Source organism: Pseudomonas sp. NPDC090755 (genome assembly GCF_044769005.1).
GTDB lineage: Bacteria > Pseudomonadota > Gammaproteobacteria > Pseudomonadales > Pseudomonadaceae > Aquipseudomonas.
Window position 1 is genome coordinate 1 of sequence record NZ_JBIVXC010000033.1, and the last position, 23404, is coordinate 23404.

A 23404-nucleotide genomic window follows, 5' to 3' on the forward strand; every position below is an offset into this window, starting at 1 on the left:
ACCCGAAGCGCAGCGTAGGGCCGTATGCAGGAGCGAGCGGTTTTGCCTACTTTTTCCAAGAAAAAAGTAGGCCGCCGTAAGGGCGGAAGGGGCCATCAGCGGCGCCACATCGAACGGATAAGCTCCCATCCGAAGTCCAGTCCAGTCCAGTCCAGTCCAGTCCAGTCCAGTCCAGTCCAGTCCAGTCCAGTCCAGTCCAGTCCAGTCCCAAGATCATGCCCCCGGGATTCCGTTAAAAACCATTTTTGGGGGCCGGGTTGAGGCTGTGTGCTTATCCATTCCCTGCTGCGATGCTACCGACCACCCGCTCGCGCAAGTCCTCGAAGCAGGGCTTGCGCCCGTCCACCTGGCTGGAGGCCCGCGGCGCGCGCGCGGCGTCACCGGTGGGCTGCTCCACATACCAGTAGCAATGTTTCACTGCCCGGGTGATCGCCACATAGGCAAGGCGCAGGACCTCATCCTTCTGCGCCGTGTCGAACGCCTGGGCGTCACCGGCCAGACCCAGGCCCGCCTGACGATAGACCTGGTTTTTATAGGGCGAGCTGGTCAGGTGCTGGCAATCGCCGAGCATGAATACCGCATCGGCCTGCAAGCCCTTGGCACTGTGATAGGTCAGCTGGCGGAAGCGTCGCTGGGCGGGCGGCAGCCCTGCCTCGTGATTGATCAACGGCTGAATATGCTCTGATATCAATAACTTATCGCTGCTTTTTCGAAACAACATCATCACAGACTCGCCCCGACGGTAATGCTCCATCAGGGTTTGTGCCAGCGTCACCTCATCCCGTTCGAGCACTTTCACCGGCACCGGCTCCTCTGCCGCCGGCCCGCAGGCCCGGGCCTTCTTGCCGCTGATGGCCGGCGCCGGCTTCACGATATGCTCGGCCGCATCGATGATGTACTGGTGGCTGCGGTAGTTGTCGGCGAGCATCACCCGGGTGTTGGCCGGTGCCGGGAACTCCTTGGCAAATTCCATGAAATACTTGGGCGAACTGCCCCGCCAGCCATAGATCGACTGCCAGTCATCCCCCACGCACAGCAGCGACGAATGCTGCGCCACCCGCCCCACCTGCAGGGCCGGACCCCGCCGGCGGATCTCGCGCAGGCAGGCACGCAGCCAGGAGACGATTTGCGGCGACACGTCCTGGAACTCGTCGATCATCAGGTGCGCCAGCGGGCGCAGCAAGGGGTCGGGCAGCAGGCGCAGGTTTTCCGGGTTGTTCTCGCCGAACAGGGCAAACATGCGGTTGTAGCTCATGATCGGCGGCGACTGGGCCATCAGGTGGGTTTCCAGGGCCTTCCAGTACAGGCCCAGGGCCTCGAAGAACAGGGCATCGCTGTCGCCGGTGGGGAAACTCATGGCGCCCACCGCCTTGTTCACATCCAGCCCCAGGTTCTCGATAAAGCCCGCCGCACCGACAAAGGCATCCAGCAGTGGCACTGCCGCCAGCTCGCCCTTGACCTTGTAGTCGAAGCCCGGCCCCGCCACGGCATCGCCCGCCAGGGCGCTGGTCAGGCGCTTGGCTGCCGAATAATTTTCCAGCCAAATCACAGGCTTATCGCAGAAAGCTTGAAACAGGGTGCGCTTGATTACCCATTCGGCCCAGACCGGCAACTTGGCCCCCGGGCGCTTGTACTGCTGGTTTTCACCCGGGTCGAAGCCCAGCACCACCCAGGCGTCGAGCGCCTTGATATGGCCGTGAAAATGGAAGCGGCTGCCGTTGATCTCCACCGTCTCGCGGCTCGGTTCAATGCCCTTGATCGGCCAGGCACCGGCTGCAAACCAGAGGTCTTCCAAGGTGTCGCAGAGTTCTTCGTCACGGCTGGCCGAGAGCTGGGTCACCGCCACGCGCTTCTGCACGTCCGGGTGGTCGCGGTCCAGGGCCTTGAGTTGCAGGGCTTCGCGGCGCAGGCCGGCGATCAGCTCGGCAAAGCGCGGGCTGCCCTTGAGCAGGTCGCGGTAGCATAGGTTCAGTTGCTGGCGCTGGGCATCGTTGATGCGCAGGTCGAAGGGGTTACTCTCGGCATTGGCTTCGCTGCCCCCCGGCATCTCGCTGCCCAGGGTCTCGAAGGCGCGCACCTGGCTGAAACCCGGCAGGCTGCGCACCAGCGGCAGGATGCGCGAATGGAAGGTGCGCACCAGTTCGCGAGCCTGTACCGGCGTCAGCTCAAGCTGCCAGAGGCTGAATACCTGCACCAGTCGAGCTATGAAGTCCTTGCGCGACTCGCGGGTGAAGGTCACCACGGTCATGGCATCCAGCTCATAGCCCAGGTAGTGGCGCAGCAGCAGGATACGCAGCACCAGCGAGGTCGACTTACCAGCACCGGCGCCGGCGATCACGCAGGTGGAGGGGGTGTCGCTGAAGATCATCTTCCACTGCGCCGCGCTCGGCTGGGCATGGGCCGGCAGACGCTGGGCGACATCGGCCTTGAAGCGTTTCTTGAGCTCGGCGCCAAGCGGCAGCCGCCAGTCTTCGAACAGGGCGTCATCGCGGCCGGGTACGCCGTGGCCGTCCGCACGCATGTCGCGGATCACCAGGACCTGGCGTCCGGCTTCGTAGCCATCCACCCGCCCGTCTTCATAGCCTTCGCGCAGGCCGTCGGCATGGCCGGTACGCTGGCCGCTGGCATGGCCCTGGAACCAGGAGTCGCGGTGCTGGGCCTGCAAGCGGCTCAGGCCACGGCCGAGCAGGCGCGCCGCCAGCCGCCGGACCCAGGGCAGTTGCGCAGGCGGAGTCAACTCCGGGGGTTGCTTGGGACGCTCTTCAGACACACCGACTCCAACACAGATAAACCAGCGCTCATGTTCGCTCCATCGGACAAAAATCACCAGCTGATTACTTGAAGATCAGTGAATTACACGATGAAGCGTAGAAAACACCCTAGCTATTAACATTCAATTAACCGATAGGATTCAGTCGAAATTTACGCTTATTTTCGATCATGAACTCAGCGATGATCTGTCCATCCAAACGATTCACCAGGAGAGCCCATCATGCTGCAACTGCGCCCTTTCAAGAGCCTTGGCCATGCCAACCATGGTTGGCTCGACGCCCATCACCATTTTTCCTTTGCCGAGTACTACGACCCGCAACGGATGCACTGGGGTAACCTGCGGGTCTGGAACGACGACCTGATTGCCGCCGGCAGTGGCTTCCCGCCGCACCCGCACCGCGACATGGAAATCATCACCTATGTACGTGAAGGCGCCATCAGCCACCAGGACAACCTGGGCAACAAGGGCCGCACCGAGGCGGGCGATGTCCAGGTGATGAGCGCAGGCACCGGTATCGTCCACAGCGAATACAACCTGGAGAAGGTCGATACGCGGATCTTCCAGATCTGGATCGTGCCCGAGCGGGTTGGCCAGGCACCGTCCTGGGGCACCCGTCCGTTTCCCAAGGGTGAGCGTGGCGAAGGCTTCGTGACCCTGGCCAGTGGCCGCGAGGGGGATGCAGGCAGCTTGCAGATCCGTGCCGACGCCCGGCTGGTGGCAGCCACCCTGCGGGCCGGAGAAAGCGCCGAGTACCGCTTTGAAACCGGACGTCGCGGCTACCTGGTGCCGGCCAAGGGCCTGGTCGAGGTCAACGGACTGCGCGCCGAGGCCCGGGACGGGGTGGCGATCGAGGATGAGCAGGTGCTGCGGGTAGTGGCGGTTGAAGACAGCGAGATAGTGCTGGTGGATGTCGCCTAGGGCAGCTATGCGGCCCATCGCAGGCTTCGCCAGCTCCCACAAGAGCCGGCGATGGTCGCCGTCATTCTGTGTAGCCGCTGCCGAGGAACGAGGCTGCGATCGACTGCCTGTAGGAGCGGCCTGGCGGCAGCGGCTACACCATCAAGCAATCAAGACAGTTGCTCCCACAAAAACGGTGAGAACCCTTGTGGGAGCCGGCAGAGCCGGCGATGGGGGCGCACTGGCCCCCACTGCCGATCAGGCGATCGCCGCGTCCACCAGTTCCTGGGCTTCGGCCACCAGGCGCTCGAGGTGCGCTTGGTCGACGAAACTCTCGGCGTAGATCTTGTAGATGTCCTCGGTACCCGACGGCCGCGCCGCGAACCAGCCATTGGCGGTCATCACCTTGAGGCCGCCAATGGCCTGGCTGTTGCCCGGTGCGTGGCTCAGGATCTGCTCGATCGGCTCACCGGCCAGCTCGGTCGACTTGACCTGCTCAGGCGCCAGTTTGCCCAGCAGTGCCTTCTGCTGCGGGTTGGCCTTGGCCTCCACGCGCGTGGCGAACGGTTCGCCCAGTTCGGCAGTGAGCGCGGCATAGGCCTGGCTCGGGTCGCGACCGGTACGGGCGGTGATTTCCGCTGCCAGCAGGGCCGGGATCAGACCGTCCTTGTCGGTGGTCCAGACGCTGCCGTCCTTGCGCAGGAACGATGCCCCCGCACTCTCTTCGCCGCCAAAGCCGAGGCTGCCGTCGAACAGGCCGTCGGCAAAGAACTTGAAACCTACCGGCACTTCGTACAGGCGACGGCCAAGGCGCGCGGTCACGCGGTCGATCAGGCCGCTGCTGACCACGGTCTTGCCCACCGCCGCATCCTGGCGCCACTGTGGGCGATGCTGGAACAGGTAGTCGATGGCCACGGCCAGGTAGTTGTTCGGTGCCAGCAGGCCGCTCGGGGTGACGATGCCGTGACGGTCGTGGTCCGGGTCGCAGGCAAAGGCCACGTCGAAGCGCTCGCGCAGGCCGATCAGGCCCTGCATGGCGTACGGCGACGAGGGGTCCATGCGGATCTGGCCGTCCCAGTCGACACTCATGAAGCGGAAGGTCGGATCGACCTCGGTGTTGACCACTTCCAGGTTCAGCTTGTAGTGCTCGGCAATCGCCGACCAGTAGCGCACCCCGGCACCGCCCAGCGGGTCCACGCCCAAGCGCAGGTTGGCGCCACGGATCACGTCGAAATCGATGACGTTCTCAAGGTCCGCGACGTAGTTGCCCAGGAAGTCATGGCGATGGGTGGTGTCAGCCGCCAGGGCCTGTTCGTGGTCCATGCGCTTGACGCCCTTGAGGCCATCGGCCAGCAGTTCGTTGGCCTTGGCCTCGATCCACTTGGTCACGTCACTGTCAGCCGGGCCGCCATTGGGCGGGTTGTACTTGAAGCCACCGCTCTGTGGCGGGTTGTGCGACGGCGTGATGACGATACCGTCGGCAAGGCCCCCGGTACGCCCGCGGTTGTAGCAGATAATGGCATGGGACACCGCCGGGGTCGGGGTGTACTCGTCGTCCTTGGACAGCATCACCTGCACGCCATTGGCGGCCAGGACCTGCAGGGCGCTAGCCGCCGCCGGGGTCGACAGCGCATGGGTGTCGGCGCCGATGAACAACGGACCATCGATGCCCTTGCCCTGGCGGTACAGGCAGATCGCCTGGCTGATCGCCAGCACATGATGCTCGTTGAAACTCAAGTCCAGCGAGCTGCCCCGGTGCCCGGAGGTGCCGAACGCGACCCGCTGGGTGGCGATGCTGGCATCGGGCTGGCCGGTGTAGTAGGCGGTCAACAGGCGTGGGATATCCACCAGCACGGAGGCCGGAGCCGGTTTGCCTGCCAAAGGACTGAGTTTCATGCAAAACCTCAAGAAAGGATGTTCGGGGGTAATGAGACCACAGAGTTTACTGGCACTTTGACAAGCGTGCGACGCCAATGCTCCCCGCCGCCCTGATTATTTGTTCAACGGCGCCCACCAGCCGGGGAACATGCGCTGCACCCGGTCCTCGGCGAAGCGGTCGTCGATCAGCATGACCATGCCCCGGTCTTCGGTGCCGCGGATCACCCGTCCGGCGGCCTGGATGACCTTCTGCACCCCGGGGTACAGGTAGGTGTAATCGAAACCGGCACCGAACAACCGGGTCATGCGCTGCTTGATCTGCTCGTTGACCGGATTGACCTGGGGCAGGCCCAGGGTGGCGACGAAGGCGCCGATCAGGCGCGTACCCGGCAGGTCGACACCTTCGCCAAAGGCACCGCCGAGCACGGCAAAGCCGATGCCCTGCCCGTACGGCACGAAGCGCTGGAGAAAGCCCTGGCGCTGTGACTCGTCCATGCCGGGGACCTGGCGCCACTGGACGATGTTCGGGTACTCCTGCGCCAGCAGCGCGGCAACTTGCTGCAGATAGTCGAAGCTGCTGAAAAACGCCAGGTAATTGCCAGGCTCGGCGGCATATTGCCCGGCGATCAGCTCGACGATGGAAGCCAGCGAAGCGGCGCGGTGCTGGAAACGGGTGGAAACACCGCTGATCACCTGCACCTGCAACTGCTCGGCGGCAAAGGGTGAGGCGACGTCCAGCCAGGCGGTGTCGGCCGGCATGCCCAGCAGGTCGGCGTAGTAGTGCCGGGGGCTGAGGGTGGCGGAAAACAGCGTGACGCTGCGGGCGGAGGCCATGCGCGGGCCGATCTGCGCCGCCGGCACCACATTGCGCAGGCTCAAGGTAGACAGGCTGCGCTTGCCCGGCCCTTCGCGCTTGCTGATGTCGAAGAGAAAATGCGCATCGAACAGCTCGCTGATACGCATGAACTGCAGGGCCTGGAAGAAGAATTGCAACAACTGCGGGTCCAGTCCGGCGGGTTGCAGGTTGAGCTGCTCCTGGATCAGGCCGACACACTGCTGCAGCGCCTTGAGAAACGCCTCGGGCAGCACATCCAGCGCCCGATACGGTGCCAGTTGCGTCTTGTGCAAAGCATTCCACTGGCGGTTGAGGCGGTCCAGGGCGCGGGTCACACCCGCCGGTTTGCTGCGACGCAAGACCGTCAGTTGCCACTGGTCGAGACTCGCACTGTACATATGCCGCGCCCGCTCCACCAGGTTGTGGGCCTCGTCGACCAGCACCGCCACGCGCCACTGATTGACCTGGGCCAGGCCGTGGAGCAAGGCGCTCTGGTCAAAGTAGTAGTTGTAGTCGGCCACCAGCACATCGACCCAACGGGCCATTTCCTGCCCCAGGTAATAGGGGCAGACCTGATGGGCCAGGGCGATCTCGCGCAACGCGGCTTTGTCGAGGATGCTCACCGCCCGGGCAGCCTGCCGTGCAGCGGGCAGCCGGTCATAGAAGCCCCGGGCCAACGGGCAGGACTCGCCATGGCAGGCGCTTTCGGGAAATTCGCAGGCCTTGTCCCGAGCCACCAGTTCCAGGCTGCGCAGCTCAAGGCCCGGGGCACTGCCGTGAATTTGCTGCAAGGCCTCCAGGGCCAGGGCGCGCCCCGGGGTCTTGGCGGTGAGAAAATAGAGCTTGTCCAGTTGCTGCGGCACCACGGCCTTGAGTAACGGGAACAGGGTACCGAGGGTCTTGCCGATGCCCGTGGTGGCCTGGGCCATCAGGCAGCGGCCGGTGCTGACCGCCTTGTACACCGATTCGGCCAGTTCACGCTGGCCGCTGCGTAACTGCCCGTAGGGAAAAGCCAGCGCCTGAAGCCCGGCATTGCGCGAGGCCGTTCGCTGCACCTGCTGCTCGGCCCACGCCAGGAATACCTCGCACTGGGTGTTGAAGAATTGCTCCAGCTCATGAGCGCTGCAGCGTTGCTCGATCAAGGTCTGGGTGTCGCTGTCGACGTCCAGGTAGACAAGCGCCAGATTGATCTCGTCGAGCGCGCGCTGCTGGCATAGCAGCCAGCCATAGACCCTGGCCTGGGCCCAGTGCAACTGGCGATGGTTGTCCGGCTGACGGGCCAGGTCGCCACGGTAGGTCTTGATCTCCTCCAGGCGATTGAGCTGCGGGTCGTATCCATCGGCCCTGCCCCGCACCTGCAGGCTGGCGAACTGGCCTTCAAGGCTGATTTCGGCCTCGTAGCCCGGCCCGCGCCGGGCCACCACGCGCTGATGACCGCTGATGCCTTCCTGGGCGCTGGGCGATGGCGTGAAGCGCAGGTCCAGGTCACCGACCTTGGCGCTGAATTCGCACAGGGCCCGCACAGCCACGCGATAGCTCATACCGAGGGTTGCACCCAGCGCACATGGCAGACGTCGACCGGCAGGCCATGTTCGGCACAGAAGTCGATCCAGCGCAGCTGGTTGTCCTGCAGGCGGTCGCCCGGCCCCTTGACCTCGATCATCCGGTAGCGTTGCTGGTCAGGCCAGAACTGGATCAGGTCGGGCATGCCGGCGCGGTTGTTCTGGATGTCCTCGAGCAGGCGCTCGAAGCAGGCCTTCAGGTGCATCGCCGGCAGGCAGGCCAGGGCCTGCTCCAGCAGAGAGTCATCGAGCACCTGCCAGAACACGAACGGCGACTGCAGGCCTTGCTTGCACCGGAAATGCTCGCGGATGGTCTGCTGGTAACGGCCATCGTCCAGTTGCCCCAGGCAGGCGTCGAACAACGCACGACGGCGCGCCTGGAATTCAGGATCATGCAGGTCCTGGGGGGCGCTCTGGAACGGATGAAAGAACGCTCCCGGCACCGGGGCGAAGATCGCTTCCCAGCACAACAGGCCAAACAGGCTGTTGAACAGGGTATTTTCCACATAGTGCACCTGCCCGCCCTGCGCCTCCAGGTGCAGGCGAACCGCCTCCTCCACACCCTGCCCGGCTTGCTGCGCTGGCAACTGCAACTCGATCAGGCCGGCCACGGGCCTGGTCCGGCGCGGTTGCTGCGGCCCGCCCAGCTTGCGCTGCAGGCGCGGCAGCATGCGCGCCAGGGCCTGGACTTCGAGCGGGCCGGCCGGTTGCCGGGCGACCTCACAGGCCAGCGCGTAGGCCTGGGCCCACTGCTCGCTGCGCTCCAGCACCCGGATATGCCGGACCCGCGCCTGCGGATGCAGGCTCGCGGGGTAGATGCGCAAGGCCAGGTCCCAGTCGCCCAGACGCTCACTGTGCTGGCCGAGTTGATACAGCAACCGCGAACGACGGCGCAGCAGCCAGGGGTTGTCGCTGTGCAGGGCCAGGGCCTGGGTCAGCACCTGCGCCAACGGCACGCCCTGTTCGATCAGCTCGCCGCATCGATGCAGGGCCAGGGCCATGTCGACATCGCCACGTTGGCGCAATGCCCGCGAATCCGCGCTGAACTCCACCTGTTCGTAGCGCAGCAGCCCCAGGTCGGCCAGTACGAATTCCGACCAGTCCTGATACAGGTTGCCGAAAAACAGCAGCCGCAGGCGGTCGCACAATGCCTGGAGGCGCAGGGTGATGATCGGTTCGGGAAATCCGGGCAACCAGTCGTGCAAGGGCCGTGGGGCCAGGTCAAGGGCCTGCAACTGGGCATACAGTTCAGCCTTGGCCGCCCGCGGCCGCGCCAGTTGCCCGGCGAATCCGCTGGCGATCTCATCCTTGCGCAACAGCTGGAACAACTGCTCGAGGCTCAAGCGGCTGTCGTCACTCACCCAGCCAAGCTCCAGCAAGGGCTGCAGGGCCGCCAGGGTCGGGCCGATCTCGTCGTAGGTCAGTTTGCTCGGACGAAACAGCTCGCCCTTGCGCATGACCATGCGCACCAGCAGTGCCCGGGCCGGACGCGGTTGTTCGGCGAACTGGCGAATGAACGTGCGTTCCTCGTCGTCCAGCAGGTCGGTATAGCGCAGCGCAATCCAGTCGAGCACCTGCTGGAAGTTGTGAAGGTAATAGAACGGATCGTCGACGGAATGGGCAATCACGGCACGGCTACGGTTGGGTGACAAGAGCACTGGTTATACATACAGACCCCACTCCAACGCAACTGCCCCGCCGGTCATTGGTCGGACAGGCCGCCGCGCTACTCGCACCTCTGCAGAGCCTGGCTCAACAGGCCCAACCCATGCTGCAAGTCGCCATGCTGGCCGCAGGACCATCCCAGGCGCAGGTGCCGGGGAAACTGCCCCTGAAGGCTGAACAACTCACCCGGGGTGATCACCAGCCCCTGGTCCAGCAGGCGCTGGAACAGCTGGCGGGTGTCCACGGGGGCGCGCACCTGTGCCCAGATGCTGGCCCCGCCAGCAGGCATCTGGAACTGCAACTGCGCCCCCAGGTGCACCTGCATCTGCCGGTACAGGTGGCTGACACGCTCGCGCATGCGCCCGCGCATATGCTCAAGGTGCAGGTCGACCGTGCCCTTGGCGTACAGTCGCGCCACCGCTTGCTGGCGTAACGGCGGCAGGCGGAACCCGCGGGCCAGGAAGCGGCGTTGCAAGGCCCGTCGGGCGTGGCGGGCCAACAGGTAGGCAAAGGGGACTTCGACGCCCACCGTGCGCTCCAGCGAGGAAAACACCAGCAGGCGCTCAGGATCGACAACATCACGCAGGCACGCCGTGGGACGAGTGAAGCAATACTCGGCGTCCAGATCGTTCTCCAGCAACCACGCACCATGGTGGTCGAGCAACGCAGCGATGGCCGGGTGCTGTGCGACCGGTATCAGACTGCCGTGGGGACAGTTCAGCTGCGACGACAGCATCACCAGGCGCACCGATTCGCGCGTCAGCAGTCCGGCAAAGCGCTCCAGGTCCAGTGAGCCATCGTCGCCCAGCGGCAGCTCGATGACCCGCAGCCCGGTCATTCGCAGGATACCCAGCAAGCGCCAGGAGCAAGGCGTCGCCACCAGTATCGGGCTGCCGCCAAGGTCCAGGGCCGCCACCAGCGTCTCGAACAGCGAGCACAGGTCCACGGCCAGGTACACGTCTTCGGCATTCCAACAACGATGCACCGAGCGCGTGTAACGTGCCGCCAGTACCGTACGCAACTCCAGCTCGCCATAGGGATGAACCTGCGCGCCCGCACGCGGGTACTGGCGTAGCAACTGGCGCTCTATGCCCAGCAGGCTTGCTTCCAGTGACGGCAAGGCGTGAGTGCCATGGGGGGCCATGAACTGCGCCGCACCGGCCTGCTGCAGCACCTGCCACAATGGCTCGGCGCCGGTCACCGGCACGCTGGCATCCGTGCCCCTGGCAAAGTACCCGGACTTGGGCACCGACTGCACGCGCCCCTCGTGTTCGAGCAAGGTGTAGGCGTACTGAACGGTTGAGATCGACACTTCCAGACGCCTGGCCAGGTCACGCAAGGACGGCAACTTGCCGCCGCTGCCCGGCGCCATGGGGGTGATCAACTCCATCAGGTAGCGATACACCGCCTGGTAGGCAAACTCACCGCTTTTCGTAGAGTGCTTCATCAACGGCGACCGGCCGGCCAGCCCCGGACCATCCCGGCGGTTGCGCTACCGGGCTGCAGATGGCGCAGGTCGGCGCCGCGCACCTGCAGCCCGGCCAGCTGCGGTGCCGGTGATTCACGCCCATAGAGCACCTGCAGCATCGGCAACGGTAGACCGCTGATATCCGCCAGCCATTGCTTGACCGGCCCTGGTGCTGGCTGTCCCTGCAATGCCTGGTGCAGGTAAGGCAGCGCCACCAGCATACCCGGGTGACACCTGCGCAAGAACGCTTCCAGTCGCCGCCCCCGCCCCACGAAAGGCGCGAACAACTGACAGACCAGCTGCGCTTCGCTCAGCCCGTAGGCCTGCTGGGCAAATTCGTCGGCCTCCTTGCGACGCTGCTCACTCGCCTCCCCCGAGCGCCAGCGCCCCAGTACCGCACGTTGCAAGGTCTCAGGCAGGGCCTTTTGCTGCATCAGCCTGCGGGTCTGGCACAGGTAACGTTCAATGCCATCGCGGTATTCGCCGTCGTCGACAAACTCCGCCTGCAAGCCTTGCAGGTGGGCCAGCAAGAGCGGGTTGGCAATACCGAACTGCCGGCAGGGGTAGGCCTGTTCATCCACGCGATACCCCAGGAATTCGCTCAGCCGCTCGCCATGGGGCGTGTCACGGTCAAACACCAGGTCATCGATGGTGATAAAGCGCAGCACCGGTGCGCAGCAGTCGCTGTCGGCCACCGGTTGTGGTTGCGACTCCAGCCCCAGCAACCAGGACAGGTAATACCTGCGCCAATCGCTCATGGCATCGAGCAAGGACGCGGCGCAGCTGTGAATAGGTCGGACACCCAGCAGGTCGGCATGGCGTAGCGAGCGGCGGCTCCAGGCCAGGTAACGGCGTCGATCGGACAGCGGGTCGGCACTGATGATGGCATCCACCCTGCCCTTCCAGCGCAAAGCCTGGCGCCCCAGTTCCACCAGGTGCAGGTAGCCATGGCTGGCGAAATTGGCCGCAGCCGTGGTCAAGCCCGACAAATGCCCGAGCATCAGCCACTCGTGCCGCTCTGCCTGTTGCTGGCGGGCCGAAGGCGCCCGTCGACTGTCGAAAGTCATCAATTGCCCGGCATCGAGTACCAGCAGTTCGATGCGAGGGTCGTCGTGCATGAACAGCACCGAGAAGGTGTTTTCGATATTGCCCAGCACCGTACTACTCATCCCCGCCTGGTGCGCCGTGGCGATCCGCAGCTGGAAGGTGCCCGGCGAGCGCGCGGCAATGCTCAACTGCGCCGCCCGCAGGCACGCCAGTGCCTGTGCGCTGTACTGGCTGCCATCGAACACGAACATCAGGCGCAGGCCCTTGATGCGCTGCAGCCCACCGGCAGCCACAATGAGTCGCTGAATCAACAACTGCAACGAAGCGCGTTGTGCCTGCGACAGGTGTTCAAGCAAACGTTGCAACACTTGTTGATAAATGTACTGCATGGCCTGGTCGTGAATACTGCCCATAACGCTCACCCGAATTTCAGTTACGCCTACATGAACAACTCGCGCCTGCGAAGTTGCTCAAGCAGCAGGAATAGGAATCCACTAAAAGTCCTAGGATACTTCCCACAACTACTTACATAGAGGAACAGTCACCTCAGGCCAGTGCACTACCCATGCTGCCTTGAGCCCAATCAACCCTGCCGTTTCCATTGCCACCCACTCCTTGAGTTTCCCTATGAACGGTTATTATCGGGCGTTATCAACTGAATAGAAGATACAGAATTCGGTAAAAAAACAGTTCAGATTCGTACCGTCGCTCGTTAAAAATCAGACAACCGCTGATCCTGTTTACTCTGGCTTGAACAGCGTGAAAAATTCGTTCCCTGGAAGAAACATGTAAAGTTGAAATTTCCGAAATCTATTTAGGAAACAGATAAAAAAGTTCTTTGTGAAATTCTGGGGGCATTGATCCTTGGGTTTTCGTGAAGCACCCAAAAAAAATCCTTCACGGATCGTCGGGGAAGTGGGTCAGGGTTGGATGCTTGAAGCGTGTGCTTATCCATTCTATGTGGCGACGCTGCCGGCCCCTTCCGCCCTTACGGCGGCCTACTTTTTTCTTGGAAAAAGTAGGCAAAACCGCCTGCTCCTACATACGGCCCTACGCTGCGCTTCGGGTCCCTTCGCTCCGGTGTCTTCCGGGGCCACGCGGCACTACGACTTGCTGCGCAAGTCTACGGCTCGCGTTCTTCGGCTGCGCCGAAGGTGCTGCGCACGGGCCCCTCCAGACACCTCCACTCAGCCTCCTGAAGTCGCAAAGTTACGGGCGGCGCCTGAACTGGCTTTATCTTCGAAAGCCGATTGCGCAGTGGATAATCACCACCGCAAGACAAGCTTCGCACGCGAAGCGAACACAGCGACTTGCAGTCGCTGTTGCTCTGGCTTTTGCTCTGGCTTTTGCTCTTGCTCTTCATACGCGCAGGTTCAGACGCCACAGATCTGCGACTTCAGAAGGCCGAGTGGAGGCACCTGTAGGGGCCGGTGCGTAGCACCTTCGGCGTAGCCGAAGAACGCGAGCCGTAGACTTGCGTAGCAAGTCGTAGTGCCGCGTGGCCCCGGAAGGTGCCGTAGCGAGGGTACCCGAAGCGCAGCGTAGGGCCGTATGCAGGAGCAAGCGGTTTTGGTTCCTTTTGCCAAGACAAAAGGGACCCGCCGTAAAGGCGGAAGGGGACGGCAGCGTCGCTGCATCAATTGGATAAGCCTGCAGCCTCCAAACCCCGGCCCTGCCCCTCTTCCCCGACAATCCGTGAAGCCCCCCCAAAAAAAAGCCCGAGCAATGCTCGGGCCTGTTGACCTGAACCAGACACTCAGGCGTCGGCAAGCTCCAGCACCAGACGTCCGCCGCACGGGCATTCGTCCATGTAACGATGGGCCTCGACCACCCGCTCGAACGGATAGACCTTGATGATCTGTGGCGTCAGCAACTTATCGGCAGTGAACTGGTTGATATCGCGCAGCGCCCGCTGCAAGGCCACCTGATCCTGGCAGATACCCAACTCCGGTTTGCCGGTGAAATTGCCGATGCAGTGGACGAAGAACTGAATGTTCTTCTGGAACGCCGCACAGGCCGGGAATGGCGTCTGGTTGCCGCCTTGCAGGCCATACAGCACCAGGCTGCCGCGCGGCGCCAGGACATCGCCGAGCAGCGACATCTGCGGGCCGCCCAGACCATCGAGGACCATGTCGACACCACGGTTATCGGTGTATTTGTTGACCTGCATGAGCAGGTCCTGCTCTTCGGTGACGATGACCTTGTCGGCGCCCAGCGACAGCAGATAGTCGCGCTCTTCGGCGTCCTTGGTGGCAGCAAACACTTTGATGCCCAGGGCCTTGCCCATCTGCACGAAAGCGGGGCCGGCGCAATGGCTGGCATCGGTGACCAGGGCAGTCTGGCCAGCCTTGGCTCGGGCCAGGTCGACAAAGGCGAAATAGGCGATCAGCAGGGGCGTGTAATGCACGCTGGCTTCGATCGGGGACAGGATATCCGGGTAGCGGGTCACGGCGTTGCGCGGCAATACGATGATCTCACCGTACACCGGATAATCGTTGGCGCTGCTGGCCGGAAAGCTGGCGACCTTGTCGCCCACCGCCAGGTCGTCGACGCCTTCGCCCACGGCCGTGACCACACCGGCCATTTCATGACCCATACCGGCCGGCAGGTGTGCCTGGGTCGGTGCCAGGTTCTGGCGCCAGAGCACGTCGTACCAGCTGATGCCGATCGCCTGCACACGGATCTGCACCTCACCGGCAGCCGGCAGCCGCTCGGCCTGCTCCTCGACTTTGAGCACCTCGGCCGGGCCGAACTTGTGGAAACGGATCATGCGGGACATCGCAAACCTCGCCTAGTGAACCTCTAATACCCTGAACTCTATCCGGGCTTTTATGGTTAGACCATCCGTGGCCATTAATAGTCGACATGCCTGTCATTGATTGATGCCGAAACCGTACCCGGCAAATTATGCGGTGCAGGGTAGCAGCCTTTACCCTTAAGATTCACCCCTGCCCCCTTCGTCCAGTGAAGCCGAGCCGATGAACCGTAACGACTTGCGTCGCGTCGACCTGAACCTGCTGATCGTCTTCGAGACCCTGATGCATGAGCGTAGCGTAACCCGCGCTGCGGAAAAGCTGTTCCTTGGCCAGCCTGCCATCAGCGCCGCCCTGTCGCGCTTGCGCAACCTGTTCGACGACCCGCTGTTCGTGCGCACCGGGCGCAGCATGGAGCCCTCGGCGCGGGCGATGGAAATCTTCGCCCTGCTGTCACCGGCCCTGGACTCGATCTCCACGGCCGTCAGCCGCGCCGCCGACTTCGACCCGGCTACCAGCACTGCGGTGTTTCGCATCGGCCTGTCCGACGATGCCGAGTTCGCCTTGTTGCCGCAGTTGCTCAAGCGCGTGCGCGCCGAGGCGCCCGGCATCGTCCTGGTGGTACGCCGGGTCAACTACCTGCTGATGCCGGCGCTGCTGGCCAGTGGCGAGATCTCGGTGGGCGTGAGCTGGACCAACGACCTGCCGGCCAACGCCAAGCGCAAGGTACTGCGCCGCAGCAAGCCCAAGGTGCTGCGCGCCGACAGCATGCCTGGCAGCCTGAGCCTGGACGACTTCTGTGCCCGCCCCCATGCGCTGGTGTCCTTTGCCGGCGACCTGGGTGGGTTCATGGACGAGATCCTGGAAAAACACGGGCGCAAGCGCCATGTGGTCCTGGCCGTTCCGCAGTTCAACGGCCTGGGCAGCCTGTTGTCGGGCACCGACATCATCGCCACCGTGCCCGACTACACCGCCGAGGCCCTGACCGCCGCCGGCGGCCTGCGCGCCGAGGACCCGCCGTTGGAGGTGCAGACGTTCGAGTTGCACATGGCCTGGCGCGGATCGCAGGACAATGACCCGGGGGAGCGTTGGTTGCGGTCCAGGATCCAGATGTTTTTTGGCGATCCTGATAGCCTCTGACAGGGACTAGGCTCTGTACGAGCCAGGACTCTGCGTGAACAACTCGTTTACACGAGCGCGCAGAGCCAGCCGCGCAACGTCTGGGCTTCCAGCTCCTGGACTTTTGCTGTTCGGGCGTGCGTGCCTTGCTGGTCGGGGTGATACCGCCTCGTTCCTGCTGCAGCTGTTTAACCCAACGGCGCAGGGCTGACTCGACCAACCCGAGCGAACGTGCTGCTTCGATATGGCTGTAGCCCTGGTCGAGCACCAGACGGGCAGCCTCGCACTTGAGTTCGGGCGTATCAGAAGTGACGTGCACTACAAACTCATGATGGATTGGGAGTGAGTCGTCTGTTCTGGCGCAGGCGCTTCTGCAGAAATTCGATGAAGCGTTGAGTCTTCGCCGGTAGAAGACGGGTCTCGGTTAGCGCATGGACCGGAATCGGTGTGCCATGCCAACCGGTCATGATCCGGCGCAAGCTGCCGCTGGCCAGTTCATCCGCGACGATCTCCTCTGGCATGAGGATGATGCCCATGTCGAGTGTTGCCAGACGCCGAGCCAGGCCGACGCTGTTCAGCGAGAATCGACTGCCTATCGAAACCGCAACATCGTGCGTACCATCGTGCAAAGTCCACGAGCCTGGCTTGAGGATCGCTAGACATTCGTGTCGCTCCAGATCGGGCGGGGTATCCGGTTCACCCGAGCGTTCAAGGTAGTCTGGAGACGCATAGAGGTAAGGCGTCAGCGAGCCCAATGTTCGTGCGATAAGTTGCGAACTCTCTGGCTCCCCCATGCGAACCGCAACATCGAAAGGTTCGCTGACGAGATCGACCTGTCGGGGAGTCAGGTCGAAATCAAATCTGATGCCGGGATAAAGCCCCGCAAATTCTGCGATCAGGGGCGCAAGATAGGTCACGGCGAAATCCACTGGCAACGAGGCGCGTAGCACGCCGCTGGGCTGGGTGAGCATTTCACCCAGTTGATCGTGCGCTAGCCGGGCTTCATTGACGATGCGCTTGCATCGCTCGAAGTAAATCTGGCCAGCTTCTGTCAGCTCGATCTTGCGTGTAGTCCGGTGCAGCAAACGCAACCCGATCGCCTTCTCCAGCGTGCTGATCCGCCGCGACAGCGTCGAGCTCGGCATCCCCAGCGCTTGCGCAGCACGGCGGAATCCCTTGGCTTTGACGACCTCAACGAACAAGGCCATGTCGTTCAGTAGTTCCACGTAGATTGTTCCATAAACGGATCAATGTTATCCAAAATACCATATTTATCCCACACAAGAAGTGGAAGAAGATTCCTACCAGATTCATTCACCACCTTAGGGATTTCGCCATGAACAAACTGTTCGACTCAGTCCAACTCGGCCGCTACACCTTGCAAAGTCGCCTGGTGATGGCGCCTATGACCCGTTCGCGTGCCCAGTTCGACGGGACGCTGGGCGAGCTAACCGCTACGTATTACGCCCAGCGCGCCAGCGTCGGCCTGATCGTCTCCGAAGGCGCACAGCCCTCGGATGACGGCCAGGGCTACATCGCCACGCCGGGCATCTACACCGGTGCACACGTCGCCAGTTGGAAGAAGACCACCGATGCCGTTCACGCGAAGGGCGGGCACATTTTCATTCAGCTCATGCACGCCGGGCGCATGAGCCACCCGGACAACACCCCGCACCACCGCCAAGGCGTTGCGCCTTCGGCCATCGCGCCGGGTACGGGTATGTTCACGACAACGGGGATGCAGGCCATTCCCACGCCGCGCGCCCTGAGCACCGATGAAGTGCGCCAGACCGTCCAGGACTTCCGCCATGCGGCTCGCCGTGCGATCGAGGCGGGTGCCGATGGCATCGAAATTCATGGCGCGAACGCCTATTTGCTCCAGCAGTTCTTCGCGCCGAACGCCAACACGCGCACCGACGAATACGGCGGTTCCATCGAGAACCGCGCCCGTTTTGCTATCGAGATCGCCTCCGCAATCGCGGAGGAAATCGGCGCGGACAGAACCGCGATCCGCCTGTCGCCCGGCACGGGCATCTGGGGCATCGACGAAGGCACCGAAGGGCCGGATCTGTACCGCTATCTGGTCGCTGAACTCGGCAAGCTGGGGCTGGCCTATCTGCACATCATGCACCTCGGCAACGACCCGCTGCTGGCCGACATACGTAAGCTTTGGAGAGGCACGCTTATCTTGAACCGTCCGGGCCGCCCGCGTGAGCAGATCGGTACCGACGTGGCTTCGGGCTTGGCCGAACTGGAATCCTATGGGGTCATGGTTCTGGCGAACCCGGATTTCGTCGAGCGGCTCCAGACCAACGCACCGATGAACGAGGCCAATAATGGCGCTTTCTATGGCGGCACGGCTGAGGGTTATACCGACTATCCGACCTTACGCGAAGCGCAGAGCGTTTGAGGCCATCATCCTGTCAGTCATTGCTTCACTCCAGCGTGCCAACCACGGCAGCCACTTCCGGGACGATGGCCTGCGTGGGGTGGCTGAGCTGATCGACCCTTTCCTTGGTGTCGATCATGCCTGGATGAGCGGACCGACTTTTCCGCCGCATCCTCACGTCGGCTTTTCGGCGGTGTCGTACCTGTTCCTCGATTCGGAAACGGGCATCAACAACCGCGACGACATCGGCACGCAAAGCCTAATCCGGCCCGGTGGCCTGCACTGGACGGCGGCCGGCCGTGTTTCGTTGGAGGAAGGCGCCGAACTGACCGTTCCCATCGGCCATTGTGCCTTCGTCATGCCGATCTTCGGTGCGACGACGGTGAACGGTCAGCGGTTCGACCTCAACGACCTAAAGCTTCCGGTGTTCCCGGCACGGGCCACGCCGTGCGTTATTACGCTTCAAGCCCCCCATGGCAGCACCAAAGTCACGCTTTTCGCTGGTCAGCCGCTGCAATCCACCGCAGCCTAACCCCCCAGAGTTTTCATCATGTCTTACGAACGATTCACCGCCGATAACACGACGCTGCTGCTGATCGACCACCAGGTCGGCACGATGCAATTGATCAAGAATATCGACCGCGAACTGGCGGCGAAGCAGTCGATTGCGCTGGCCAAAATGGCGAAGCTCCTAAACATACCGACTGTGATCACATCCAGCCAGGAGGATCACGCCCAAGGCCCGATTCTCCCGGAGATCGCCAAGATCCTGCCCGAAGCGCACGCGGCACGGGTAAAACGCCCCGGCGTGGTCAACGCCTGGGCGTATCCTGACTTTCGCGATGCGGTGCTCGCCACTGGGCGCAAGAACCTGATCATGGCCGGCGTGACCACCGACGTTTGCCTGATCTTCCCAGCAATTGATGCTGCACTCGAAGGCTTCGCCGTGCAGGCTGTGATGGATGCTTCGGGCTCGCCCAGCGATCTTTCCGAGGAGTTTTCCCGCCAAAGGATGCGCGATGCAGGCGTGGTACTCACCGCTACCAATACGCTCTTCGCCGAAGTTGCGCAGGACTGGTCCACCCCCCGTGGGCAGCAGTTGATCGGCTTGTTGTTCAGTGATGTGTTCCCTGCCCTTGGTACCAGCATCGCTTAAACCACGATCCCGCCTTGTTGGCGCGAAGCGCATGACACTTCGGGCGGCCGTGTGCTGCAGCGCCTGGTTCGGCGGCCATCACTGCCCAGTGGCCGCCCTAGCGGCGGCGAGTACACCTCGATCTCAGGACCATGGGGATCAATCTTGTGGCTGCCTCGACTTTGTCGGGCGCCGTGTTCAACAAAAATCCTGGACGGCTTCGGTGGGTTGGGTGCTCAAGGTATAGGCTCCTTGGTGAGGGGGGCGGAGCCGGACTGGACCGCCTGGCCTCCACACTGTTCATTCAGGCCAGGCTGAAGTCGCTGCCAGGCAGCTCGTCGATTACCTGCTCGATCATTACCAGCATTTTCTGGATCAGGGGGTCGCGCGCGCCCTCGACACGCCAGCCGAGCTCAACCGAATACCTCGGCAACTCGATCGGGCAAGGGCGGCATTGAACAGGCGCGATGTTCGCCAGTGCGATCGCGGCGTGGGTTGGCAGTGTCGCGACACAATCGCTTCCATGCAGCAGGTGAGGCAGCGACGCGAAGTGTGTCGTGGCGGCCTCGATGACGCGTGAAAGGGATCGGGCGGCCAACGCTTCATCGACCACGCCCACGTAACCGCCCGAAGAAACCAGCACATGCCGGCGCTGCAGGTATTCATCCAGCGTCAACGGCTCGCTCGCCGCACCCTGGCCGACGCCGGTCAGGCAGGTATAGCCGCCTGAGGCCAGCACTTTTCTGCCCAGCACGCGGGAGGCCGAGGTACCGGCGGTGAGCGCCACATCGATGTTGCGGCTCATGAGGGCATCTGCGCAAACCAGGCTGTGGGTCTGCTTGAACGTCAGGCGCAGGCCGGGGGTCAGCCGCTTCGCCAGGTCGATCAGACGACGCCCGATCGCGATTTCGTAGTCATCCGACAGCCCGATACTCAGGGTACGACCGCTGAAAGTACCGTCCTGATCGCTGATGAGCTGCAAGCTTTGCCGGCATTTGTCGAGTGCGGCGGCGATGACCGGCCTGAGCTCCTCGCTCTTGGCCGTAGGCCGCAGGCCCCTCCCCGTCCGTTCGAACAAATGGTCGCCGTAGACCGCGCGAAGCCTTGCCAGGGACGCGCTGACCGCCGACTGGGTGACGCCCAGCCTGATGGCGGCACGTCCGGCGCCCCCTTCCTCGTACAGCGCCTCGAAGACCTTGAACAAATTCAGGTCGAGGCCTTCGACATCAATCCTGTTCATATCAGATGTACCTTAATCGCGATTGCTTGATAACGCCGTCGTGGCGACTATGCCTCACACCACCCACCCGATGCGAGAACACAGCATGGCCATTTCCACCGTCGCGGCGCTTCAGATCGGCTCCCACCCGCAGGGCAAGGCACACACGCTGAAGATGATTCTGTCTTATGAAACGAAGATCACGGCGTCTGGCGCCAAACTCGTCGTGATGCCCGAGGCCGTTCTGGGCGGCTACCCAAAGGGCGAGATCTTTGGCACCTACCTGGGCTTTCGTACGCCAGAAGGCCGTGAGGCTTACCAGCGCTATTACGACAACGCCATCGATGTACCGGGCGCAGAAACGGACGAGCTCGCCGGGCTCGCCCAGCGCACAGGCGCCAACCTGGTCGTGGGTGTCATCGAGCGCTCGGGCAACACGCTGTTCTGCACTGCGCTGTTCTTCACCCCTGAGGAGGGCCTGATATCCAAACACCGCAAACTCATGCCGACCGGGACTGAGCGGCTGATCTGGGGCCAGGGTGATGGCTCCACACTCCCGGTGGTGGACTCCTCCGTCGGCAAGCTCGGCGCGGCAATCTGCTGGGAGAACCACATGCCTCTGCTGCGCACGGCCATGTATGCCAAGGGTGTGCAGGTATGGTGCGCGCCCACGGTGGATGAACGTGATGTCTGGCAAGCCTCCATGCGCCATATCGCCCACGAGGGGCGCCTGTTCCTGGTGAGCGCCTGCCAGGTACAACCCTCACCGAAGGCCCTGGGGGTCGACGTTCCGAACTGGGATGCCGACCGACCACTGATCCGTGGCAACAGCATCATCGTCGGCCCCTTGGGTGAAGTCCTGGCCGGCCCCCTGCAGGACGAAGAGGGATTGCTCACTGCGGACATCGATACTGATGAGCTGGTGCGCGCCCGTTATGACTTCGACGTGGTAGGCCACTACGCTCGCCCCGATGTGTTCTCGTTGACGGTGGACGAACGAGCAAAGCTGACCGTCGACTTCCGCGCCTGATCAGGGGTAGCAAAGAGGCGGATCGAGGGCTCACGCCTCTATGCGACAGTCCGCCCCTGGATAGCGGTTTTACAGCACTGAAGAACCGGTATGGAAAGCGCCTGCTGGCATGCAGGCGTCACGAAAGATGGAATCTGGGCAGGATGTGCTGCGCGACTTCCTGAAGCACATCTGCCACTGGGCGTTCGCTCAGGCGCAAGTGCAGCGAGACGTGCTGGACACCCACCTCCTGCAACGCCTGCAACTCGTCCAGCAGCGCGTTTCTGCCACCGCGTATGCCCATGCGCATTCTGCGAAGCGGCGCAGCAGGGTCGGCATCAAGGTCCAATTGCAGGACCGTGATGTATGGCTTGCTGCCGCCCACCTCGCGCCATAGCCCAACCCGGCGCACATGCTCCTGCGGCGTACCTGGGTAGGATAACCAGCCATCCATGTGCTGCCCTACCCAGGCCGGTGATTGCTGGGCCAGGCCGGCCACCAGCAATGGCACGGCAGAGGTGACATGGGGCAGCAACTGAATACCTTCGGGCAAGCGGTCCTGCGCCTGCTGACGCAACGTCTGCACCGTGTCCCGGAAGGCTGCGCCACGGGAGTCGTAGTCTTTGCCGAAAATCGGGTACTCGACCGCTCGATCGCCACTGGCAACGCCCAGCAACAAGCGGCCGTTACTCAAGTGGTCGATGCTGTTCATGGCCTTGACGAACAACAGCGGCTCTCGCAGCGGCAACACCATCGCAGCCGTGCCCAGCATGATGCCGTGGGTGATACCCGCCAGGTAACCCAGGTAGGAAAATGCTTCGAACACCTGGCCTGCATCGCCGAAGTCTGGGTCGTACAACGGCACATCCCTGACCCACAGTGCACGGAACCCCAGCTGGTCAGCCAGCCGGGCCATCGCCGCATGGTGCTTGAGGTCGGTGACACCGAAGGGCCGACCTTCTTCGCGGGCGAGTCGCTGGCCGCCTGAGGACCAATCGTTGTCCAGCGGCATCTCCAGGCCGATCGAAAAGCCGTTGGGGCCCAGCAGGGTTTGAAATCTCGAATGCATGAACACGCCTCACGCAGCTGTGGTGAACGGGATGAACGAAGGCGCGCCGCCCCTAGGACATCATCTGGAAGTACTGTTGTTTGCCAGGTCGTGACACGTTCAAGGCATGGCGCGCGTAACAGCGCCATGCCTTGAACAATGTGGGTCAAGCCGGTGCTTTGCTGTCCAGCCACACCGCGCCATAGCGGGTGTACGCCTTGGGAATCTCGATGTATTCCTTCAGGTCATCGGCGGCAGTGCGCACCCAGAACGGGTCACGCAGCATCTGCCGACCGACGAAGATCAGGTCGGCGCGGCCGTTCTGCAGGATCTCCTCCGCCTGGCGGCCGTTCTGGATCAGGCCCACCGCGCTGGTGGCAATGTGCAGCTCCTTGCGCAGCAACTCCGACGCCGGTACCTGGTAGTTGGGGTAGGTCTGCACCTTGATCATCTTGATCCCACCCGAGCTGCAGTCGATCAGGTCGACGCCCTGCTCTTTCATCCAGCGGCCATATTCCAGGAACGACTCCGGAGTGTTGCCCCCTTCGGCGTAGTCGGTGCTGGAGATCCGTACGAACAGCGGGCGATCGCCCCACACCTGTTTCAC

At 63.0% G+C, this 23404-nt stretch carries 16 protein-coding genes and 2 pseudogenes; 6 read left to right on the forward strand and 12 right to left on the reverse strand.

Features of this window, described 5'->3' with window-relative positions; all coding sequences use genetic code 11:
* Positions 1-271: 271 nt before the first annotated feature.
* Positions 272-2770, reverse strand: coding sequence for a UvrD-helicase domain-containing protein (locus ACIQUS_RS26195; RefSeq protein ID WP_403053777.1), 2499 nt, complete (start codon positions 2768-2770; stop codon positions 272-274).
* A gap of 222 nt (positions 2771-2992) precedes the next feature.
* On the opposite strand from ACIQUS_RS26195, the gene ACIQUS_RS26200 reads away from it, so the two are divergent.
* Complete coding sequence (locus ACIQUS_RS26200; RefSeq protein ID WP_403053780.1) at positions 2993-3691, forward strand: pirin family protein; 699 nt, start codon at positions 2993-2995, stop codon at positions 3689-3691.
* 237 nt (positions 3692-3928) lie between these two features.
* Here the strand turns inward: ACIQUS_RS26200 and pgm are convergent, their stop codons facing one another.
* The 6 genes from pgm to ACIQUS_RS26230 all read right to left on the reverse strand — a co-directional run bounded on the left by pgm (position 3929) and on the right by ACIQUS_RS26230 (position 14904).
* On the reverse strand, positions 3929-5566 hold the full coding sequence (gene pgm, locus ACIQUS_RS26205) for a phosphoglucomutase (alpha-D-glucose-1,6-bisphosphate-dependent) (protein WP_403053783.1): 1638 nt from the start codon (positions 5564-5566) through the stop codon (positions 3929-3931).
* A 96-nt stretch (positions 5567-5662) separates the two neighbouring features.
* Complete coding sequence (locus tag ACIQUS_RS26210) at positions 5663-7924, reverse strand: ATP-dependent DNA helicase (protein WP_403053786.1); 2262 nt, start codon at positions 7922-7924, stop codon at positions 5663-5665.
* Positions 7921-9573, reverse strand: a complete 1653-nt coding sequence (locus ACIQUS_RS26215) for a VRR-NUC domain-containing protein (protein ID WP_403053817.1) — start codon at positions 9571-9573, stop codon at positions 7921-7923. The genes ACIQUS_RS26210 and ACIQUS_RS26215 overlap by 4 nt, the downstream gene beginning before the upstream one ends.
* 98 nt (positions 9574-9671) lie before the next feature.
* Positions 9672-11057: a PLP-dependent aminotransferase family protein gene (locus ACIQUS_RS26220; protein ID WP_403053789.1), complete on the reverse strand. Its 1386-nt coding sequence runs from the start codon at positions 11055-11057 to the stop codon at positions 9672-9674.
* Positions 11057-12538, reverse strand: a complete 1482-nt coding sequence (locus ACIQUS_RS26225) for a hypothetical protein (RefSeq protein ID WP_403053793.1) — start codon at positions 12536-12538, stop codon at positions 11057-11059. Before ACIQUS_RS26225 ends, ACIQUS_RS26220 begins: the two co-directional genes overlap by 1 nt.
* A gap of 1343 nt (positions 12539-13881) precedes the next feature.
* A complete protein-coding gene (locus tag ACIQUS_RS26230) occupies positions 13882-14904 on the reverse strand; it encodes a zinc-dependent alcohol dehydrogenase family protein (protein ID WP_403053796.1) in 1023 nt (340 codons plus the stop codon).
* Positions 14905-15103: 199 nt separating this feature from the next.
* On the opposite strand from ACIQUS_RS26230, the gene ACIQUS_RS26235 reads away from it, so the two are divergent.
* On the forward strand, positions 15104-16018 hold the full coding sequence (locus tag ACIQUS_RS26235; RefSeq protein WP_403053799.1) for a LysR family transcriptional regulator: 915 nt from the start codon (positions 15104-15106) through the stop codon (positions 16016-16018).
* Between the two features lie 71 nt (positions 16019-16089).
* On the opposite strand, the pseudogene ACIQUS_RS26240 reads toward ACIQUS_RS26235, so the two are convergent.
* Together ACIQUS_RS26240 and ACIQUS_RS26245 are read right to left on the reverse strand one after the other, a co-directional pair.
* Positions 16090-16316: pseudogene (locus tag ACIQUS_RS26240) on the reverse strand (transposase); the annotation flags it as partial.
* 7 nt (positions 16317-16323) lie between these two features.
* Positions 16324-17223 (reverse strand): LysR family transcriptional regulator, encoded by a 900-nt coding sequence (locus ACIQUS_RS26245; protein ID WP_403053802.1) that lies wholly within the window; start codon positions 17221-17223, stop codon positions 16324-16326.
* A 110-nt stretch (positions 17224-17333) separates the two neighbouring features.
* Between ACIQUS_RS26245 and ACIQUS_RS26250 the strand changes: the two genes are divergently transcribed.
* The 3 genes from ACIQUS_RS26250 to ACIQUS_RS26260 are packed head-to-tail and all read left to right on the forward strand — an operon-like array spanning position 17334 to position 19542.
* Positions 17334-18407, forward strand: coding sequence for an alkene reductase (locus ACIQUS_RS26250; protein WP_403053805.1), 1074 nt, complete (start codon positions 17334-17336; stop codon positions 18405-18407).
* A 10-nt stretch (positions 18408-18417) separates the two neighbouring features.
* Complete coding sequence (locus ACIQUS_RS26255) at positions 18418-18918, forward strand: pirin family protein (protein ID WP_403053820.1); 501 nt, start codon at positions 18418-18420, stop codon at positions 18916-18918.
* An 18-nt stretch (positions 18919-18936) separates the two neighbouring features.
* Positions 18937-19542 carry an isochorismatase family protein gene (locus ACIQUS_RS26260; protein WP_403053808.1) on the forward strand — a complete coding sequence of 202 codons (606 nt, stop codon included), beginning with the start codon at positions 18937-18939 and terminating at the stop codon, positions 19540-19542.
* Positions 19543-19825: 283 nt separating this feature from the next.
* Here ACIQUS_RS26260 and ACIQUS_RS26265 read toward each other — a convergent pair whose 3' ends face one another.
* Positions 19826-20761 carry a LysR family transcriptional regulator gene (locus tag ACIQUS_RS26265; protein WP_403053811.1) on the reverse strand — a complete coding sequence of 312 codons (936 nt, stop codon included), beginning with the start codon at positions 20759-20761 and terminating at the stop codon, positions 19826-19828.
* An 85-nt stretch (positions 20762-20846) separates the two neighbouring features.
* On the opposite strand from ACIQUS_RS26265, the gene ACIQUS_RS26270 reads away from it, so the two are divergent.
* Positions 20847-21770 carry a carbon-nitrogen hydrolase family protein gene (locus tag ACIQUS_RS26270; RefSeq protein ID WP_403053823.1) on the forward strand — a complete coding sequence of 308 codons (924 nt, stop codon included), beginning with the start codon at positions 20847-20849 and terminating at the stop codon, positions 21768-21770.
* A gap of 118 nt (positions 21771-21888) precedes the next feature.
* Here the strand turns inward: ACIQUS_RS26270 and ACIQUS_RS26275 are convergent, their stop codons facing one another.
* Together ACIQUS_RS26275 and ACIQUS_RS26280 are read right to left on the reverse strand one after the other, a co-directional pair.
* Entirely contained in the window at positions 21889-22818 is a 930-nt protein-coding gene (locus tag ACIQUS_RS26275) for a TIGR03571 family LLM class oxidoreductase (RefSeq protein ID WP_403053814.1), read from the reverse strand.
* A gap of 145 nt (positions 22819-22963) precedes the next feature.
* Positions 22964-23404, reverse strand: a pseudogene (locus tag ACIQUS_RS26280) (NADPH dehydrogenase); the annotation flags it as partial.

Coding starts and splice junctions, on each gene's coding strand:
- ACIQUS_RS26200 (WP_403053780.1), top strand. CDS start 2,993: ATGCTGCAACTGCGCCCTTTCAAGAGCCTTGGCCATGCCAACCATGGT.
- pgm (WP_403053783.1), bottom strand. CDS start 5,566: ATGAAACTCAGTCCTTTGGCAGGCAAACCGGCTCCGGCCTCCGTGCTG.
- ACIQUS_RS26210 (WP_403053786.1), bottom strand. CDS start 7,924: ATGAGCTATCGCGTGGCTGTGCGGGCCCTGTGCGAATTCAGCGCCAAG.
- ACIQUS_RS26220 (WP_403053789.1), bottom strand. CDS start 11,057: ATGAAGCACTCTACGAAAAGCGGTGAGTTTGCCTACCAGGCGGTGTAT.
- ACIQUS_RS26225 (WP_403053793.1), bottom strand. CDS start 12,538: ATGGGCAGTATTCACGACCAGGCCATGCAGTACATTTATCAACAAGTG.
- ACIQUS_RS26230 (WP_403053796.1), bottom strand. CDS start 14,904: ATGTCCCGCATGATCCGTTTCCACAAGTTCGGCCCGGCCGAGGTGCTC.
- ACIQUS_RS26235 (WP_403053799.1), top strand. CDS start 15,104: ATGAACCGTAACGACTTGCGTCGCGTCGACCTGAACCTGCTGATCGTC.
- ACIQUS_RS26250 (WP_403053805.1), top strand. CDS start 17,334: ATGAACAAACTGTTCGACTCAGTCCAACTCGGCCGCTACACCTTGCAA.
- ACIQUS_RS26260 (WP_403053808.1), top strand. CDS start 18,937: ATGTCTTACGAACGATTCACCGCCGATAACACGACGCTGCTGCTGATC.
- ACIQUS_RS26265 (WP_403053811.1), bottom strand. CDS start 20,761: ATGAACAGGATTGATGTCGAAGGCCTCGACCTGAATTTGTTCAAGGTC.
- ACIQUS_RS26270 (WP_403053823.1), top strand. CDS start 20,847: ATGGCCATTTCCACCGTCGCGGCGCTTCAGATCGGCTCCCACCCGCAG.
- ACIQUS_RS26275 (WP_403053814.1), bottom strand. CDS start 22,818: ATGCATTCGAGATTTCAAACCCTGCTGGGCCCCAACGGCTTTTCGATC.